This window comes from Lutimonas halocynthiae, from assembly GCF_030409835.1.
Taxonomy (GTDB): domain Bacteria; phylum Bacteroidota; class Bacteroidia; order Flavobacteriales; family Flavobacteriaceae; genus Lutimonas; species Lutimonas halocynthiae.
The window spans coordinates 374,884-389,096 of the sequence record NZ_JAUFQO010000016.1; the positions used below are offsets into that span (position 1 = coordinate 374,884).

Here is a 14,213-nt window from a genome sequence, read left to right on the forward strand (position 1 = left end):
TATTCATCTTGATGAGCCAGAAGATTAATATACTTAAAAAAAATTAATTGAAGTCAGCGGTGTATAAATCAATGATTAAATGTTTTTTTTTGTTTAATAAATTGTAATTTAGTAGGGTATGGGCATGTTATTCTTTTTCTTTTTGATTTTACTGTAAAATTTTATTAATTTCAGGAAATATTAAATTGACAAAACAATTCGATAAAGAATAGATGCTATTGGTATATAAATAGATGCCATTCATCCTAATTCGATTCATGTCATATGAAATAATATTTTAACTTGTATCATATTAATAATTTAAACCTTTATAAAAATGAAATTAGTAGTTAGCGAAATAAATCATTATTGGGTTCACTTTCAAGCCGGACGTACTAAGAGCAGTCTGTTATATCCAAGAGCAATCATAAAATGCTATCATGATGATGATTATGTATTACAGGCAAGTTTCTATCCTGACGGTAAGAGCCTTCCTGAAAATTATCATGATGTTAATTCTAAATTAGTGTATTTGCGCTATCCAATGTCTATGTATGCAAATGTTATTGATATACTTAGAAATGAAAAACCAGTTTACTTTAGTTATTCTGAAAAAACAAATCTTGGTTATATAAGAACAGGTAAAGAGCCCATTGGTGAAGGAGAAAACGACGCCGACTTCTTTTAGGAAGAACATCGTTCATATTTATCATAAACTACTTTAGCTGTCTAAATAAATTCTTTTAAACATAAGAATTCATTTTGCTAAAACAATAAGGCCCAGTCACAATCTGTTGTGTACTGGGCTTTGTTGTTTTGATTTTAATAATTTTAAGCCAGAGGGTCTCTTTTTTTACCCTTGAATAGACCTACATTGATGAGTTGTGATCTTAATCCTAATTTTGCGGGCCAGAATACTTTTCTATAGTAGAATGAAACAGCTCTTCTGCTAGCAGGGATGCGCCATCCAAATGATTCATCTAACGCAACAATGCATGGTCTGCATATGCCACATGGTTTTTCGTTTTGAGTAGGGTAGTGGCAAAACCAGGTCATATTCATGATATCCTGCCAACCTAGATCATTAGAAATCTTCCTCATTTTAATTTTAGTAAGCTCCATTAGGGGGAAGGTAAAATATTTAAATATTCGAAAATCATCTAAAGCCATATGAATTGGGTCAATAATAAAGCTTTCCTGTCCACCAATCATGGCTTTCTTAAGTAGGGGCTTAAGATTAAAATGACTTGGATCTGGATTTTCATGATCTTGAACAGAAAGTTGCATTTGGGTAATATTTTTAGAACAACAGAATCTTGCTAGCCATTCATATTGTGTGCCGACATGGTATTTATTCAGTATAGATCTATACGCATCACTGATTTCAGAATTTGGAGGGATGTCTCCTACAGCATTGTATTGAGTTGGTTTTAATAATTCAGCAGTAAAAGGATGGTTTAAAAAAAGATAATTTTTAATCTGCTTCATGACTCTTATTTCCTTTCCTGTTGAAGGACGCTTCTCATGAATTAAATAATAGGGGCTAACCTCACATTTATAAATTAGCAATAGTTGTAATAGTTGAAAGGTAGAATCCCATCCGCCTGTCCAAAGTAAGTTCACTTTTTTATTTTCCATCTTGCATAGCATATTGAATTCACAGCACTTAGATGGTAAATTTAAAGTTTATTTTTTTATTTCCGATTCTTGAAAATTAGTGCTTGCATTAAATTTAAAACCAATTGTATTAAAATTGGCAGCCATAATGGCGCAAAAACCCACCAGAAAGACCAATGAATAACAGCAAAATATTTTAATAGCGCAAAAACAATAGTTAGTATTGACGCGGATACCATAAACCAATTTTTGTCTTGTAGTCTTATCATTGTATTCAAATAAAATGTACTACAAAGTTATAATTATAAAATTCAAGTAGATTGATTTAAATCAGTCGGGTTTGTTCCACCACACCCAAACATTGAATGTAGTTTTTCCAAAAAACCTGGTTTAGAGTCATATTCAGCCTTAGTATGCCTGGAGTCGATTCTGTTAAGACAACAGCCCGTATTTAGTAAGGATTATTTAGTCTTTCAACAATGATCCTAACTTATTCTTTAGCTCCAGCATATCATGTCTCAGTTCAAAAAGTTCTTGAATGCTCATGCCTTTAAACACAGTATCATTCATTCCCTCATATCTGACGTACAAATCTATAGTTTCTCGATCCATAAATTAGATAACGAATTTTTTCAAAAAATAGTTTATTGCGAATTAATATGGCCTCAGATTTATGACATTGCAGGTCGCACAAATATCATTGGTGTGTTATTAATTTTGATAGTTATTGGAGCTCATAGAAGATATAAACGTAAGCGTTGCGTATATTAGATATTCAGGTCACTATATATACCCCCGTTAAGATTATTTTTTGAAGGGGTTTCTTTTGCTGATAATTCTCATGCTTTATTATTTATGGTCATTCTACTTTTAATGTATGAAAAAAATCAATAATAAAACAATTGGATACTTGTTCATAATTGCAGGGTTTTTGATCATAATCACAAACGCAATTCAATATTTTTTCAGCAATTATTCAACACTTTTAACTACAATGACAATAGGTCTTTCCCTTGTAGTTGTCGGCTTATTTTACTCTAAAAAAGAGAAGTAATAAGGTCATTCAGACCACCATGCCAAAACTGCATTCTCTTGGTGACCTGAGTCACATTATGTTATGGATTTATTTAACTATATTTGATAGTAAGGTTGGATATTTTGAGTTGATCCATCCATTTTACAATATCAGTTTTTGAAAAAATCCCCTGTTTTTAAAAACTTTCTCATAGGATATTGTTGAAAAACCCGAGTGAAATCAATCGCTCGGGTTTTTTATTATATACTTCCTCTAAATAGATTATTTCGACACATACTTAAACTTGTCCTAATTCTTCATTTCAAGAAAATATGAGACTTCATTACTTTAGTTGTTATTGATATTTGTATCGAAAATAAATCTTAACGATATGAAAAATTTAAAAATTATTCTAAAAAATCATTCTATTCTAGTATTAATTGTTTTGACTGTAATGTGTAACTCTTGCATAGATCCTGATGATATTGAATTTAAGTTTGGCGACACAAATTATGTCGATGAAACATTTTTTTCACCGCCCAATTGGATTATTGGCAAATGGGAAGCCGCTCCACTAAATGATTTAGGCGAGAAGGTTGTATTTGAATTTACTTCAGATAATATTATTGACCCCTTTTATGGGGATCGTAACGAGGTGATCAACCTTCATAGGAGTTTAGGCTTGAGAGCAAATGTCGATGAAACAAAATCAGACATCATGTATGACATGATTATTTATTGGGGTATAGATCCTTACAGGTATTCGTTTCAAAAAATTGATGAAAACACCTTGTTTGTTAAAGAAGGTTTCATAGATGGACAAATCGAGCTTAAAAGGACTGAATAATATCATTCACAGGAATGATCGATTTTTAAGCATTAATTTGTCAATAAATAGAAGTGGTAGGTGTTAGTACAACCTGTTAAAACTAGCTTTTAAGAATGCTGACATTAATAAAGGTCGCTTTGTTAAATAGTTGATAAATAAAAAGAAAACTCAAAAAAAAGTGCGCATGACTGGACTCGAACCAGCACGTCCTTGCGAACACAGCCCCCTCAAGGCTGCATGTCTACCAATTTCACCACATGCGCATTGTAAGTAAATACAAATCTAAAAAAAAATCCGTCAGAAGACGGATTAATTATTTGAACTTTTAGTGACCTGGCTGGGGCTCGAACCCAGGACCCTCTCCTTAAAAGGGAGATGCTCTACCAACTGAGCTACCAGGTCAAATAATTCGGATGCAAAGATACATGGTATTATTAATTAAACAAGCGTTTTTTTTAAAAAAAAATTAAAGATATTTGTCGGCAATTTACAACACTATGAATCAGTAATTTATGAAGACGGTACTTTTAGGATATATGGGCAGTGGAAAATCAACAGTGGCAAAATTGCTTGCAAAAGCCTTGAATCTGTCTTTTACTGACCTCGATGATTATATAGAAAAGAAGGAAAAAAAGAGCATTAAAGAATTATTTAAGGCTAAAGGAGAAATCTATTTCAGGTTACAGGAAAGCAAATATTTAAAAGAAGTGTTAGAAGATGCCAGTCCGGGCATTATAGCGCTAGGAGGAGGAACACCCTGCTATGCAAATAATATGGAATTGATAAAACAATTTTCAGAGTCTTTTTATTTAAAAGGCAGTATTGCAACAATTAGTGAAAGACTGCAATCCGAAAAAAGTCAGAGGCCCTTGATTGCTGCCTTAAACGAAGCGCAATTAACTGAATTTATAGCAAAACACTTATTTGAAAGAAGGGCTTATTATGAACAAGCTTCTAAAACTGTTATTATAGATGGTAAATCGGCAGAAGCGATCAAAGATGAATTGTTAATTGGTTTAAAGACGATTTAAACTATTCTAAGAAGGCCTGTGCTTCTTTTCCTTCAAATTCCACACAGATGTGCTCTTGCATAGATGTAGACAGTGAAATGCCCTTAAAATCGGCTTTGATGGGATACTTTTTGTGATTTCTATTTACCAGAACCACAGTTTTAAAACGTTTTAAAGGTACTTCCAAAAACAATTTGGCGGCATAGATCAATGTTGTTCCTGAATTCAACACATCATCTACCAGGATTAAAGACTTATTTTTATACTCCGAAGCAGGTATGCTCGTCGTAATTGTTTCAAGTGGTTTCTTTTTATCGATTATCACTTCACATAATACCACATCAATAGGTGATATCTTTTCGAGCGCCTCCTTAATTCTTTTGGCAAAAATAAAGCCATTCTCTTTGATACCAGCTAAAATGACCTGTTTCTCACTGATATTTGATTCATAGATCTGGTACGCGATTCTTTTGGTCTTGTGTTGGATCTGCTCATTACTAAGGATAATCGTTTTTTGCATCTGGAATTAATTTACTTTCTCAAAATTAATAAAAAGTTCTTTCCCTTGCCTAGGTTTTATAGAATTATAACAAGGAGCCAGGGTCTTAAGATGAAATCGTTTTTTAAAGTCAATGGTATAGGCATCCTCACTCCCTCCAAAGGGAGGCCCGATATCATCAAGTCTAAAATCAAAAAGCAACCCTACAAGCTTTCCGTTAAGCTTAAGTAAGTCTTTCATTTTGTCAATATAATTGACTCTTAAAGAAGGGTCTAAGGCGCAGAAAAAAGTTTGTTCAAAAATTAAACCGTAGCTACCTTCATGGGTAAAAAAGTCTTCTTGTAAAATTTTGTCTTTAGGAAAATCAGGAACACTTTTCTTGAAATTATCAAGTGGCTCTTTGGCTATATCCACAATGCTGACATTCGTAAAACCTTGTTCAAATAAATAAGCGGCTTCATAGGCATTTCCGGCTCCAGGAATAAGAATGGATACATGTTTATCTTCTAATTGATCTATGTACTCCTTAATCGGTGTAGAAATAGCACCAATATCCCAGCCAGTTTGATTTGACTGGTATTTTTCACTCCAAAAAGATTGGTCAAGTTTATCCTTCTTCATCATTATAGGTGTCAATATCTCTTCGGTCTTTTTTGGTAGGTCTTCCGGCGCCTTTCTTTCTGTAGTAATCTTTAGAGAACTTTAAAATATCCTGATTTTCAAAGGCTTCTTTTGGCGTAACGTCCTTTCTGTAAAGGTCAACCAGCTTGGCGCCAACTCTGTTTGCGGGTACGTCAATAACTACCATCTCATAGTTGATTTGATTCTTACGTATGGTAATTTTCTCCCCTGAAAACACATCTTTTGATGGTTTTACATTGGTTCCATCTATTTTTATGTGCCCCTTTTTACAAGCCTCTGTGGCTATACTTCTCGTTTTATAATAACGAGTACACCATAAATACTTGTCTATTCGCATCGTTAAAAAATATAAACTAATCTTTCAATTGTTTTTTAATAAGATGGTTAAAATACATTTCATTGCTAAATCTATCTTCTGGAAGGGTCATTTTAATTTCCTTAGCCTGAAGCTGAAATTTCGATAAATTCTGTTTTGAAACAATTCCTGCAATATCATCTAGGGCAACTTTTAACATGGCTTCATTTCTGTCACCAAATGGTAAAACGTTATTCCAGTTAAATGTGTCATCAATTTCAATGTCAGGTTCAAATCCCTGAATATAGTCGCTTCCACCATCCTTATTAAACACTTGAATACAAATGGGCTGCATGGCGTACTTATGATTTGGATTCGCATTGTCTTCACCTAAAAAATCCATTTCTCGTGGTGTGTCATATAATGTGATTGAACCTACATTTTTCCCTTCTGTTTTTGTCCCTATTAATTTAACACTAGACATATAAGGTCTCAACCCATTGATCAATAACTCACTTGCAGAAGCTGTAGAGCCAGTAGTTAATACATACAAGCGATCTAACGTATTTAATCTGTTAATTGGCTCTTCTCCAATAACCTCTAAGTCTGTATTTTGAATTTGAAGTGTGTTCTCAAACCTATCGGCAGAATTATATTGGGAGTGCTTTGCGTTAAATTTAGTTTCGTAAAAAATACCATTTGCAGCCTGAGCATAAATCATACTGGCCAGATAGGTTGTTGCCAAACCTGAACCACCTCCATTAAATCTCAAATCAATTACAAGTTCATTGATTCCTTCACTTTTGAAAGATGCAAAAACAGCGTTTAATTCATCATTATACGAATCTGCAAAAGAGTTATATAAAAGATATCCAACTTTCTTTCCACCAATATCAGTAAATACTTTCTGAAAATGAACAGGATTGGCAGCAACCACCGCTTTTGTCATGGTCTTGTCAGCCAACTGAGTTAAGACTCCGTCATTTTCTGAAACAAAAGAAAGTGTAACAGTTTCATTCGAAAGGCCACCAAATGCGGCATCTATATTTCCTTGGTTTAGCACAGTTCCATTAATTCCATTTACAATATCTCCTCTTTTCATTCCAGCCAATTCAGCAGGAGAATTTTGTTCAACCAATAAAATTGCGATTACAATATCTCCAGCTTCGTTTATTTGAATGGTGCGTTGTGTAAAGCCAAATCTAGTTCTGATTCCTTGAAAAGCATTGTTTTGAGCCACATAGTCATCTATAAACCATGAATACCTGTCTATAGCATTTTCATCGCCAACTCTGATTGCATGATTATAACACAAATCATAGAAAAGGGTTCCATAGTCCGTATAACCGTTTAAAAAGGTATAATACTCCTCTAGATCATCATCTTTACTATCTGCAAGCTTGTCCGAATCCAATTGCCAATTATACCAGGAATTCATTCCTTGCCATATAAAACTATTGATTGGATCATCTAGCGTAACCTTATCTGTTGTAGGAGGTGTTACAATAATTTCGTTCGAATCACTACAACTTGTAAGCCCCAGGAAGAGCAGGGCGAAGGCCCACATTGGTAAATATTTCATAGTTTTTAACTTTTTTCTTTTCTATAGGACGTAAAAATAATGCTTTTTTTACTTTTTTTTTGAAATCCTTGTAACAAATAAGAAGATGTGTCGTGTTAAAGGTGTAGCAAGATTTGATAAATTGCTCTATTAATTAGAATTGATGAACCAAAAGGAATTTCTAGAAACGGTTTTACCCTTTAAAGACAAAGTTTTTCGTTTAGCGAAAAGGTTGTTAGTATCTTCAGATGAAGCTGAAGACGCAACACAAGAGTTATACTTCAAGCTTTGGAGAAACAAAGAAAAGATTGAAAACTATGATAATGTAGAAGCTTATGCCATGATGATGACAAAAAATTATTGTCTTGATCAGTTAAAATCAAAACGAGCTTCAAATTTAACACTGGTTCACAGTAATTATAAAGATGAATCTGAAACACTTGAAACAAATGTAGAATTCAGAGATAGCGCGAGTATCATTAAAAAAATGATGAATGACTTGCCAGAAAAACAAAGAATGATCATACAGTTAAGAGATATAGAAAATTACGAATACGCAGAAATAGGAAAGATCATGAACATGGAGCCCACAGCAATTAGGGTAGCCCTGTCAAGAGCGAGAAAAACATTAAGAGAGAATTTTATTAAAAAACAGAATTATGGAATTGGCTAAAATCGAAAATTTATTAGAAAAATACTTTGAAGCAAAAACCACCATACAGGAAGAGGCTGTTTTAAAAGAATACTTTGCACAAGAAGAAGTTGCGGCTCATTTAGTTGAGCATAAAGAAATGTTTAATTTCTTTAGCGACAGTTCACTAGAAACTTCTAATAGAACAATAGAATTAACTAGAAAAAATGAAAGAATAATACCTCTTAAATGGTTGTCAATAGCAGCCATGTTGGTTTTCTTTATCGGAATTTATTCGATTTACCAACAAAATGAAACAGAAAAAGAAGAAGCCAGATTGGCTTATATGGAAACCCAGAAAGCCCTTGAATTGATTTCAAGCAGTTTAAATAAAGGGACAGGAGCAATTGCTCATCTGGATAATTTTAACAAAGGTACGGATGCAATGGCCCAGCTTCAAACCTTTGGGGATGCACAAAAGAAAATATTCAATTAATAATCTAATAAACAATAAAACAATAAGATCATGAAAATCAATAAAATCATTTTAGTAGCAGTATTGGTGATGTCTGGATGGATTGCCAACGCTCAAGCACAATTCGATAAGTTTGAAGACATCGACGGCGTAACTTCTGTAGTCGTTACACAGAAAGCCTTTTCATTAATGAGTAAGATAGGATCTGAATCAGACGAAGAGTATATGGACCTGATCAAAAACATTGAGTCTTTAAGAGTTTTTGCCACTGAAAGTGCAGAGGTAGCAATTCAAATGGAAAAAGCAGCAACAAGTTATTTGAAGTCAGCCAATCTTGAAAAGTTGATGACAGTGAAAGAAGATGGTAGCAACATAACCATTTACGTAAAAGAAGGTAAGTCAGAAGATTTTGTGAAAGAACTGTTTATGTTTGTCAAAGACAGCGATAAAACTTCAAAAGAATCTGTGATCATTTCATTAACAGGTGACATAGACCTAAATCAGATTGCCAAATTGACCGACAAAATGGACCTACCTGGTGGTGAACACCTTGAAAAAGCAAGTAAACAATAAGCGATATATTATGAAAAACACAATCAAAAAACTCTCCTTTATAATTATAGCTACAGTTTTACTTGTAGCCTGTAATAAGCAAGCCACAGTGCAGGAATACTATGTACAGAAACAAGAAAGCGATAATTTTATAGCCATAGATCTTCCGGCCAGTCTTTTAAAAGTGGAAGAAGGCGCTTCTGAGGAAACAAAGAAGACCATGGCAACGATTAAGAAACTAAACATTCTCGCCTTTAAAGTAAATGAGACGAATGCAGCAGAATATAAAACTGAATTAGCTGAAGTTAAAAGTATCCTTAAAGGGGATAATTATACTGAGCTCATGCGCATGAAGCACGAAGGAATCAATATTGTAATTAACTATCAAGGAACTGATGATGCCATTGATGAATTTTTGCTCCTGGCCTCGGATAATGAAAAAGGATTTGCCCTTGCCCGCATATTGGGTGACAAAATGCAGCCGGAAAAAATAATGAAGATGGCTGAAGATTTTAAAAATATAGATAAAGAAGGAGCAGGTGATGCTCTGTCACAATTATCAGACCTCTTTGGAGATGTGAGTATGTAATTCTTTATTCTTTTAAATACCTTAAGCCGCTTTAGCAATACTAAAGCGGCTTTTTTTAACCATATTTTAACGTGTCCTTTACTTTATATTCTTATATATTTGCCGCTCAAACCGTTAATTTTAAAGAATATATGAGAATTCAATTATTATTGCTATGTTTTTTCCTTAGTATTGGCTTGTCTTTTGCGCAGGAAACAGATGAGATAAATTCTGAATACAGAGCTGAAAGAGAAAAACTAAGTAATTTGGTTCACACCAAATTAAAAGTGAGTTTTGACTACGCTAAGAGTCAAATGCCAGGAGAGGCCTGGATCACTTTAACACCACACTTTTACAATGTTAGTGACCTTGAGTTAGATGCTAAAGGGATGTTGATCCATGAAATCACCTCTAATGGAAAGGAGTTGAAATATGAATATGATGGAAGCATCTTAAATATTAAGTTAGGAAACACCTACGCTAAAGGTGAAGAATACACTGTATATATAAAGTATACCGCCAGACCTGAAGAAGTAGAGCAAGAAGGAAGCATTGCGATTACCAGCGCTAAAGGCTTGTATTTTATTGATCCGTTGGAAACGAATCCTAATAAACCTACTCAAATCTGGACACAAGGTGAAACCGAATCAAGTAGTTGTTGGTTTCCAACTATCGATGCTCCTAACCAAAAAACATCACAGGAGATCTATATGACTGTGCCAGATCAATATGTTACTTTGTCAAACGGACTTCTAAAAGAACAAACCAAGAATAGTGATGGTACACGCACAGATTATTGGAAATTTGACAAGAAGCACGCTCCATACTTATTCTTTATGGGAGTTGGTGATTTCAGCATCGTAGAAGACAAGTGGAAAGATATTGCTGTAGATTACTATGTTGAAAAGGAATATGAACCCTATGCAATGGGAATTTTTGGGCTAACACCTGAAATGATAGATTTCTTTTCTGATTATACAGGGGTTGAATATCCATGGTCAAAATACGCACAGATTATTGGACGGGATTATGTAAGTGGTGCTATGGAAAACACAACTGCTGTTATTCATGGTGAAATGGCTTACCAGACTGCTAGTCAGCTGGTAGATGAAAACAGCTGGGAAAGTACGATTGCACATGAATTATTTCACCATTGGTTTGGTGATTATGTAACAGCTGAGAGCTGGAGTAATCTAACCGTAAATGAATCTTTCGCTAATTATAGTCAATATCTTTGGTATGAATATAAATATGGTCGTGATCATGCTGATTCACACAGACTTGATGAAATAGAGGGCTATATGACGCCTGATAATGAGTTAAAAGACTTAGTCCGTCATCATTATAACAGCAGAGAAGATATGTTTGATGCGGTGTCTTATAACAAGGGTGGCGCAATACTGCACATGCTTCGCAGCTATTTAGGTGATGATGCTTTTAAAGCAGGGATCAAGCAATATTTAAATGACAATGAATACGGAACAGGAGAGGCCCATCAGTTGCGTCTGGCCTTTGAAAAGGTTAGTGGTAGAGATCTTAATTGGTTCTTTAACCAATGGTATTTTAGCAATGGACATCCAAAGCTAGAGGTAAAATATGTATATAGCGAAGAAGCTAAGATTGTAACGGTTCAGGTTGAGCAAACTCAATTGAATCTATTTAAGTTTCCTTTAGCAATAGAAGTGTTTGAAGGAGATAGCCCTAAGCGATACGAAGTGTGGGTAGATGAAAAGAGTAAATCCTTCTCATTTAAATACACAGAAAAGCCAGATTTAGTCAATGTTGATGCTGACAGAACGCTTCTTGCTGAAATTACTGACGAAAAATCTGTAGAGAACTTAGTTCATCTATACAAAGTTGGTAAAAAATATGAAGATAGAAGAGAAGCAATTGAAGGCTTGGCAAGTGAGCAAAGCAATGAAGAGGCTTTTAAAACGATACAAGCTGCCCTAAGTGATTCATATTATGGATTAAGGATCATGGCAATTGAAAAAATTGATTTGTCGAATGACAATGCTAAAAAAGCCATCAAAACAATTGAAGGTATGGCTACCAATGATAAAAAGACCTTGGTTCAGGCCAAAGCGCTGAAAAAACTTTCAGAACTTGACGATGAAAAATACCTTGACCTATACACGAAGTCTTTATCCAGTCCTTCTAGCGCCGTTAAGGTGAGTGCCTTAAAATCGTTGTATTGGGTAGATAAAGACGCTGCTTTAACATTTGCCAATTCTATTACTGATGATTTGGAAAAGGAAAGCTTAAAAGAGGCGTTAATACCCGTATTTATAATGGATAAAACAGAAGCTCAGGTGGCTTATGTTGCTGGTAATTTGATTTCTGGAATGTTCTTCTCTGAGGATAATGAGATTCAAAACATTTATAAAGATGGTTTTCAATGGGTAGCTGGTAGTTCAGATGAAGAAGCCACGCAAAATTTAGTAGACTCCTTTGTTTCACTAGGTACACAGTATGCACAATATGGAGCTGATAAAATAGCTGTTCAGGTGATGCAGCAGGTTCTTGGTGTAAAGCAAGCTTCAGATTTCGAAAATAAAGAAACGTTGATTAAAATTGTAAAAGACGGAATCGCAAGTCTTGAGTAAATAAATATGCAACAAAGATTTTTAAGAACCCTCAGGAGTATTACTTCTGGGGGTTTTATTTTATGTATTCTTTAAAAGTTCCGTCATTAAAGAAGATGACAATCCTTTCTATCTTTTTTGAACTAGGTGCTGTAATTAAGTTTTCAGCACTCATCGTAAGATCAACAATATTCTCTTCTTGCTTTGTTATCTTTTCTGAGGCAATAGGAGAGGGCTTATCATCTTTCGGAAAAGTTCCCTTGCCATTCAGGAGCCAATACAATTCGACATCTTCAAACTCTTTAACAACCTTCAAAACAAAATCCAGACTCGGCTTGTTTCTTCCAGATAGCAAGTGGGAAATACTAGACCTGGGAACCTGAATTTTATCTGCAAAAGCAGCAGCCGATAATTGGTGCAAATCCATAATAGTTCTTATCCGGCCTGAAAATTCTGAATTGTTTATCATTGTAAATCGTAATAATTTTACAAATGTAAATATTATGATGATAGCTTCCTAAACATCGGATCAATAAGTTATTTAAATTCAATTATGTATTTAAGTGATACGTTAGTATAATACACATTAAACAATGATATACAGTGTTTTAATATAAAATATAATTAACAATAAATATATGTTATACTAAGATAATTACAATGTATTTAAAGGCATGTGTTACGTTTACATTTGTAATCAAATTAATGAAATATATTGTTTACAATTGTAAATAACTATTTGTTTACATTTGTGAAATGAAAAAAATTGACATTGAAAAGATCACATCCTGGTATAAGGAAAATCATGTAGTCGGGCTTGATGATCGTTACCTAACGTCAGATAATATAAGACCGCATTTGACTGCTTTAAATGAGCTTTTTAAAGTTGAGAAGATTGGCGAGTCATTTGAAGGTAGGGCTATAAATAAAGTTATTTTTGGTAGGGGCAAGATTAAAATATTTCTCTGGACGCAGATGCACGGAAATGAATCGACAGGTACAAGGGCTCTTCTTGATCTGATGGAATTTTTCACCAAGCCTGAGGCTGAAGCAAATCTTGCAAACTATATTTTAGAGGCTGCTACGATATATTGTATACCTATATTGAACCCTGATGGCGCTGTGGCTTATACCAGAGTAAATGCTCAGGGAATTGATTTAAATCGCGATGTAATAGATAAAAAAGCCAAAGAAAGTCAATTGCTGCAAGATTGGCTGAAGAAAATAAACCCGGATTTCTGTTTTAATTTACACGATCAACGGACCATATTTAGTGTAGCTCCTCATAATAAAACGGCAACCCTTTCGTTTTTAGCCCCATCAATTGATGAGAAGAGGAGCCTGAATCAAGGCAGAAAGGAAACAATGACGGTGATAGCTGCTATGAATGATTTATTACAGCAGTTTATCCCCGATCAGATAGGCAGGTATACCGACGAATTTTATCCTACAGCTACAGGAGATAACTTTCAAAAGATGGGTCATAATACCATTTTGATTGAATCGGGTCATGCTAAAGGTGATTATAACAGGTATATATCAAGGGAGGCAACGTTTATGGCATTACTTGAAGGAATGAGATGTATTGCTGCAGGATTAGGAACGGATAATCATTTGAGTTATTTAAGGATTCCTAATAACGAAAAGAAATACCTTGATGCCATTTTTAAAAATGTAAGTGTTGCTGGAAGAAAGACTGACATTGGCGTGCTATTTATTGAAGAATTAGTGCAAGAAAAGGTCTGTTTCCGACCAAGTATTGATCAAATGAAAGACCTGGATGATTATAATGCAGATGAAATAATCAACGGAGAAAACCTTGATTTCGAGAACAAAAACGCTGCAGAGAATTGGCTCAAAAATAGATTTAATTAAATATAGCCCATTAAAAGGCAATCTTTTTTAATAAAAAGCGTATTTAATTTACAAATATTTATCATATTTGCAAATTAAAC

Annotated in this window: 16 protein-coding genes and 2 tRNA genes; 9 read left to right on the forward strand and 9 right to left on the reverse strand. The window is 34.1% G+C overall.

Features of this window, described 5'->3' with window-relative positions:
- Nucleotides 1–316 precede the first annotated feature (316 nt).
- Nucleotides 317–667 (forward strand): hypothetical protein, encoded by a 351-nt coding sequence (locus tag QWY87_RS14710; RefSeq protein ID WP_290292613.1) that lies wholly within the window; start codon nt 317–319, stop codon nt 665–667.
- 143 nt (nt 668–810) lie between these two features.
- Here QWY87_RS14710 and QWY87_RS14715 read toward each other — a convergent pair whose 3' ends face one another.
- Both QWY87_RS14715 and QWY87_RS14720 read right to left on the reverse strand, forming a co-directional pair.
- On the reverse strand, nt 811–1,617 hold the full coding sequence (locus QWY87_RS14715) for a 7-cyano-7-deazaguanine synthase (protein WP_290292616.1): 807 nt from the start codon (nt 1,615–1,617) through the stop codon (nt 811–813).
- Between the two features lie 444 nt (nt 1,618–2,061).
- Complete coding sequence (locus QWY87_RS14720) at nt 2,062–2,208, reverse strand: hypothetical protein (RefSeq protein ID WP_290292618.1); 147 nt, start codon at nt 2,206–2,208, stop codon at nt 2,062–2,064.
- A 794-nt stretch (nt 2,209–3,002) separates the two neighbouring features.
- Between QWY87_RS14720 and QWY87_RS14725 the strand changes: the two genes are divergently transcribed.
- Nucleotides 3,003–3,458, forward strand: a complete 456-nt coding sequence (locus QWY87_RS14725) for a hypothetical protein (RefSeq protein WP_290292620.1) — start codon at nt 3,003–3,005, stop codon at nt 3,456–3,458.
- 161 nt (nt 3,459–3,619) lie between these two features.
- On the opposite strand, the gene QWY87_RS14730 is transcribed toward QWY87_RS14725, so the two are convergent.
- A tRNA-Leu gene (locus tag QWY87_RS14730) sits at nt 3,620–3,703 on the reverse strand.
- Nucleotides 3,704–3,769: 66 nt separating this feature from the next.
- Nucleotides 3,770–3,842: transfer RNA gene (locus QWY87_RS14735), tRNA-Lys, on the reverse strand.
- A gap of 110 nt (nt 3,843–3,952) precedes the next feature.
- Between QWY87_RS14735 and QWY87_RS14740 the strand changes: the two genes are divergently transcribed.
- The gene (locus tag QWY87_RS14740) at nt 3,953–4,471 is read left to right on the forward strand and encodes a shikimate kinase (RefSeq protein ID WP_290292621.1); all 519 of its coding nucleotides are present in this window, start codon (nt 3,953–3,955) and stop codon (nt 4,469–4,471) included.
- Nucleotide 4,472: 1 nt separating this feature from the next.
- On the opposite strand, the gene QWY87_RS14745 is transcribed toward QWY87_RS14740, so the two are convergent.
- The 4 genes from QWY87_RS14745 to QWY87_RS14760 are packed head-to-tail and all read right to left on the reverse strand — an operon-like array spanning nt 4,473 to nt 7,468.
- Nucleotides 4,473–4,970, reverse strand: a complete 498-nt coding sequence (locus QWY87_RS14745; protein WP_290292622.1) for a phosphoribosyltransferase family protein — start codon at nt 4,968–4,970, stop codon at nt 4,473–4,475.
- 6 nt (nt 4,971–4,976) lie between these two features.
- Nucleotides 4,977–5,570: a class I SAM-dependent methyltransferase gene (locus QWY87_RS14750; RefSeq protein ID WP_290292624.1), complete on the reverse strand. Its 594-nt coding sequence runs from the start codon at nt 5,568–5,570 to the stop codon at nt 4,977–4,979.
- Entirely contained in the window at nt 5,557–5,928 is a 372-nt protein-coding gene (locus tag QWY87_RS14755) for an RNA-binding S4 domain-containing protein (RefSeq protein ID WP_290292626.1), read from the reverse strand. The genes QWY87_RS14750 and QWY87_RS14755 overlap by 14 nt, the downstream gene beginning before the upstream one ends.
- A 16-nt stretch (nt 5,929–5,944) precedes the next feature.
- Complete coding sequence (locus QWY87_RS14760) at nt 5,945–7,468, reverse strand: GFO_1087 family putative carboxy terminal peptidase (protein ID WP_290292629.1); 1,524 nt, start codon at nt 7,466–7,468, stop codon at nt 5,945–5,947.
- Nucleotides 7,469–7,610: 142 nt separating this feature from the next.
- Between QWY87_RS14760 and QWY87_RS14765 the strand changes: the two genes are divergently transcribed.
- The 5 genes from QWY87_RS14765 (at nt 7,611) to QWY87_RS14785 (ending at nt 12,279) form a co-directional block, all read left to right on the forward strand.
- On the forward strand, nt 7,611–8,120 hold the full coding sequence (locus QWY87_RS14765) for a GFO_1088 family ECF-type sigma factor (protein WP_290292632.1): 510 nt from the start codon (nt 7,611–7,613) through the stop codon (nt 8,118–8,120).
- On the forward strand, nt 8,107–8,574 hold the full coding sequence (locus QWY87_RS14770; RefSeq protein ID WP_290292635.1) for a PG0215 family putative anti-sigma factor: 468 nt from the start codon (nt 8,107–8,109) through the stop codon (nt 8,572–8,574). Before QWY87_RS14765 ends, QWY87_RS14770 begins: the two co-directional genes overlap by 14 nt.
- Nucleotides 8,575–8,604: 30 nt before the next feature.
- Entirely contained in the window at nt 8,605–9,126 is a 522-nt protein-coding gene (locus tag QWY87_RS14775) for a GFO_1090 family protein (protein ID WP_290292637.1), read from the forward strand.
- A 10-nt stretch (nt 9,127–9,136) separates the two neighbouring features.
- On the forward strand, nt 9,137–9,694 hold the full coding sequence (locus QWY87_RS14780; protein WP_290292639.1) for a GFO_1091 family lipoprotein: 558 nt from the start codon (nt 9,137–9,139) through the stop codon (nt 9,692–9,694).
- Between the two features lie 131 nt (nt 9,695–9,825).
- Nucleotides 9,826–12,279 (forward strand): M1 family aminopeptidase, encoded by a 2,454-nt coding sequence (locus tag QWY87_RS14785; protein ID WP_290292641.1) that lies wholly within the window; start codon nt 9,826–9,828, stop codon nt 12,277–12,279.
- A gap of 55 nt (nt 12,280–12,334) precedes the next feature.
- Here the strand turns inward: QWY87_RS14785 and QWY87_RS14790 are convergent, their stop codons facing one another.
- Nucleotides 12,335–12,727, reverse strand: coding sequence for a helix-turn-helix domain-containing protein (locus QWY87_RS14790; RefSeq protein ID WP_290292642.1), 393 nt, complete (start codon nt 12,725–12,727; stop codon nt 12,335–12,337).
- 287 nt (nt 12,728–13,014) lie between these two features.
- On the opposite strand from QWY87_RS14790, the gene QWY87_RS14795 reads away from it, so the two are divergent.
- Nucleotides 13,015–14,133, forward strand: a complete 1,119-nt coding sequence (locus QWY87_RS14795; RefSeq protein WP_290292643.1) for a M14 family zinc carboxypeptidase — start codon at nt 13,015–13,017, stop codon at nt 14,131–14,133.
- The last annotated feature ends 80 nt before the right edge of the window (nt 14,134–14,213 follow it).

Excerpts from the sequence above, each read along its gene's own strand:
- QWY87_RS14710 (WP_290292613.1), top strand. The coding sequence starts at position 317 with ATGAAATTAGTAGTTAGCGAAATAAATCATTATTGGGTTCACTTTCAA.
- QWY87_RS14715 (WP_290292616.1), bottom strand. The coding sequence starts at position 1,617 with ATGGAAAATAAAAAAGTGAACTTACTTTGGACAGGCGGATGGGATTCT.
- QWY87_RS14720 (WP_290292618.1), bottom strand. The coding sequence starts at position 2,208 with ATGGATCGAGAAACTATAGATTTGTACGTCAGATATGAGGGAATGAAT.
- QWY87_RS14725 (WP_290292620.1), top strand. The coding sequence starts at position 3,003 with ATGAAAAATTTAAAAATTATTCTAAAAAATCATTCTATTCTAGTATTA.
- QWY87_RS14740 (WP_290292621.1), top strand. The coding sequence starts at position 3,953 with ATGAAGACGGTACTTTTAGGATATATGGGCAGTGGAAAATCAACAGTG.
- QWY87_RS14745 (WP_290292622.1), bottom strand. The coding sequence starts at position 4,970 with ATGCAAAAAACGATTATCCTTAGTAATGAGCAGATCCAACACAAGACC.
- QWY87_RS14750 (WP_290292624.1), bottom strand. The coding sequence starts at position 5,570 with ATGAAGAAGGATAAACTTGACCAATCTTTTTGGAGTGAAAAATACCAG.
- QWY87_RS14755 (WP_290292626.1), bottom strand. The coding sequence starts at position 5,928 with ATGCGAATAGACAAGTATTTATGGTGTACTCGTTATTATAAAACGAGA.
- QWY87_RS14760 (WP_290292629.1), bottom strand. The coding sequence starts at position 7,468 with ATGAAATATTTACCAATGTGGGCCTTCGCCCTGCTCTTCCTGGGGCTT.
- QWY87_RS14765 (WP_290292632.1), top strand. The coding sequence starts at position 7,611 with ATGAACCAAAAGGAATTTCTAGAAACGGTTTTACCCTTTAAAGACAAA.
- QWY87_RS14770 (WP_290292635.1), top strand. The coding sequence starts at position 8,107 with ATGGAATTGGCTAAAATCGAAAATTTATTAGAAAAATACTTTGAAGCA.
- QWY87_RS14775 (WP_290292637.1), top strand. The coding sequence starts at position 8,605 with ATGAAAATCAATAAAATCATTTTAGTAGCAGTATTGGTGATGTCTGGA.
- QWY87_RS14780 (WP_290292639.1), top strand. The coding sequence starts at position 9,137 with ATGAAAAACACAATCAAAAAACTCTCCTTTATAATTATAGCTACAGTT.
- QWY87_RS14785 (WP_290292641.1), top strand. The coding sequence starts at position 9,826 with ATGAGAATTCAATTATTATTGCTATGTTTTTTCCTTAGTATTGGCTTG.
- QWY87_RS14790 (WP_290292642.1), bottom strand. The coding sequence starts at position 12,727 with ATGATAAACAATTCAGAATTTTCAGGCCGGATAAGAACTATTATGGAT.
- QWY87_RS14795 (WP_290292643.1), top strand. The coding sequence starts at position 13,015 with ATGAAAAAAATTGACATTGAAAAGATCACATCCTGGTATAAGGAAAAT.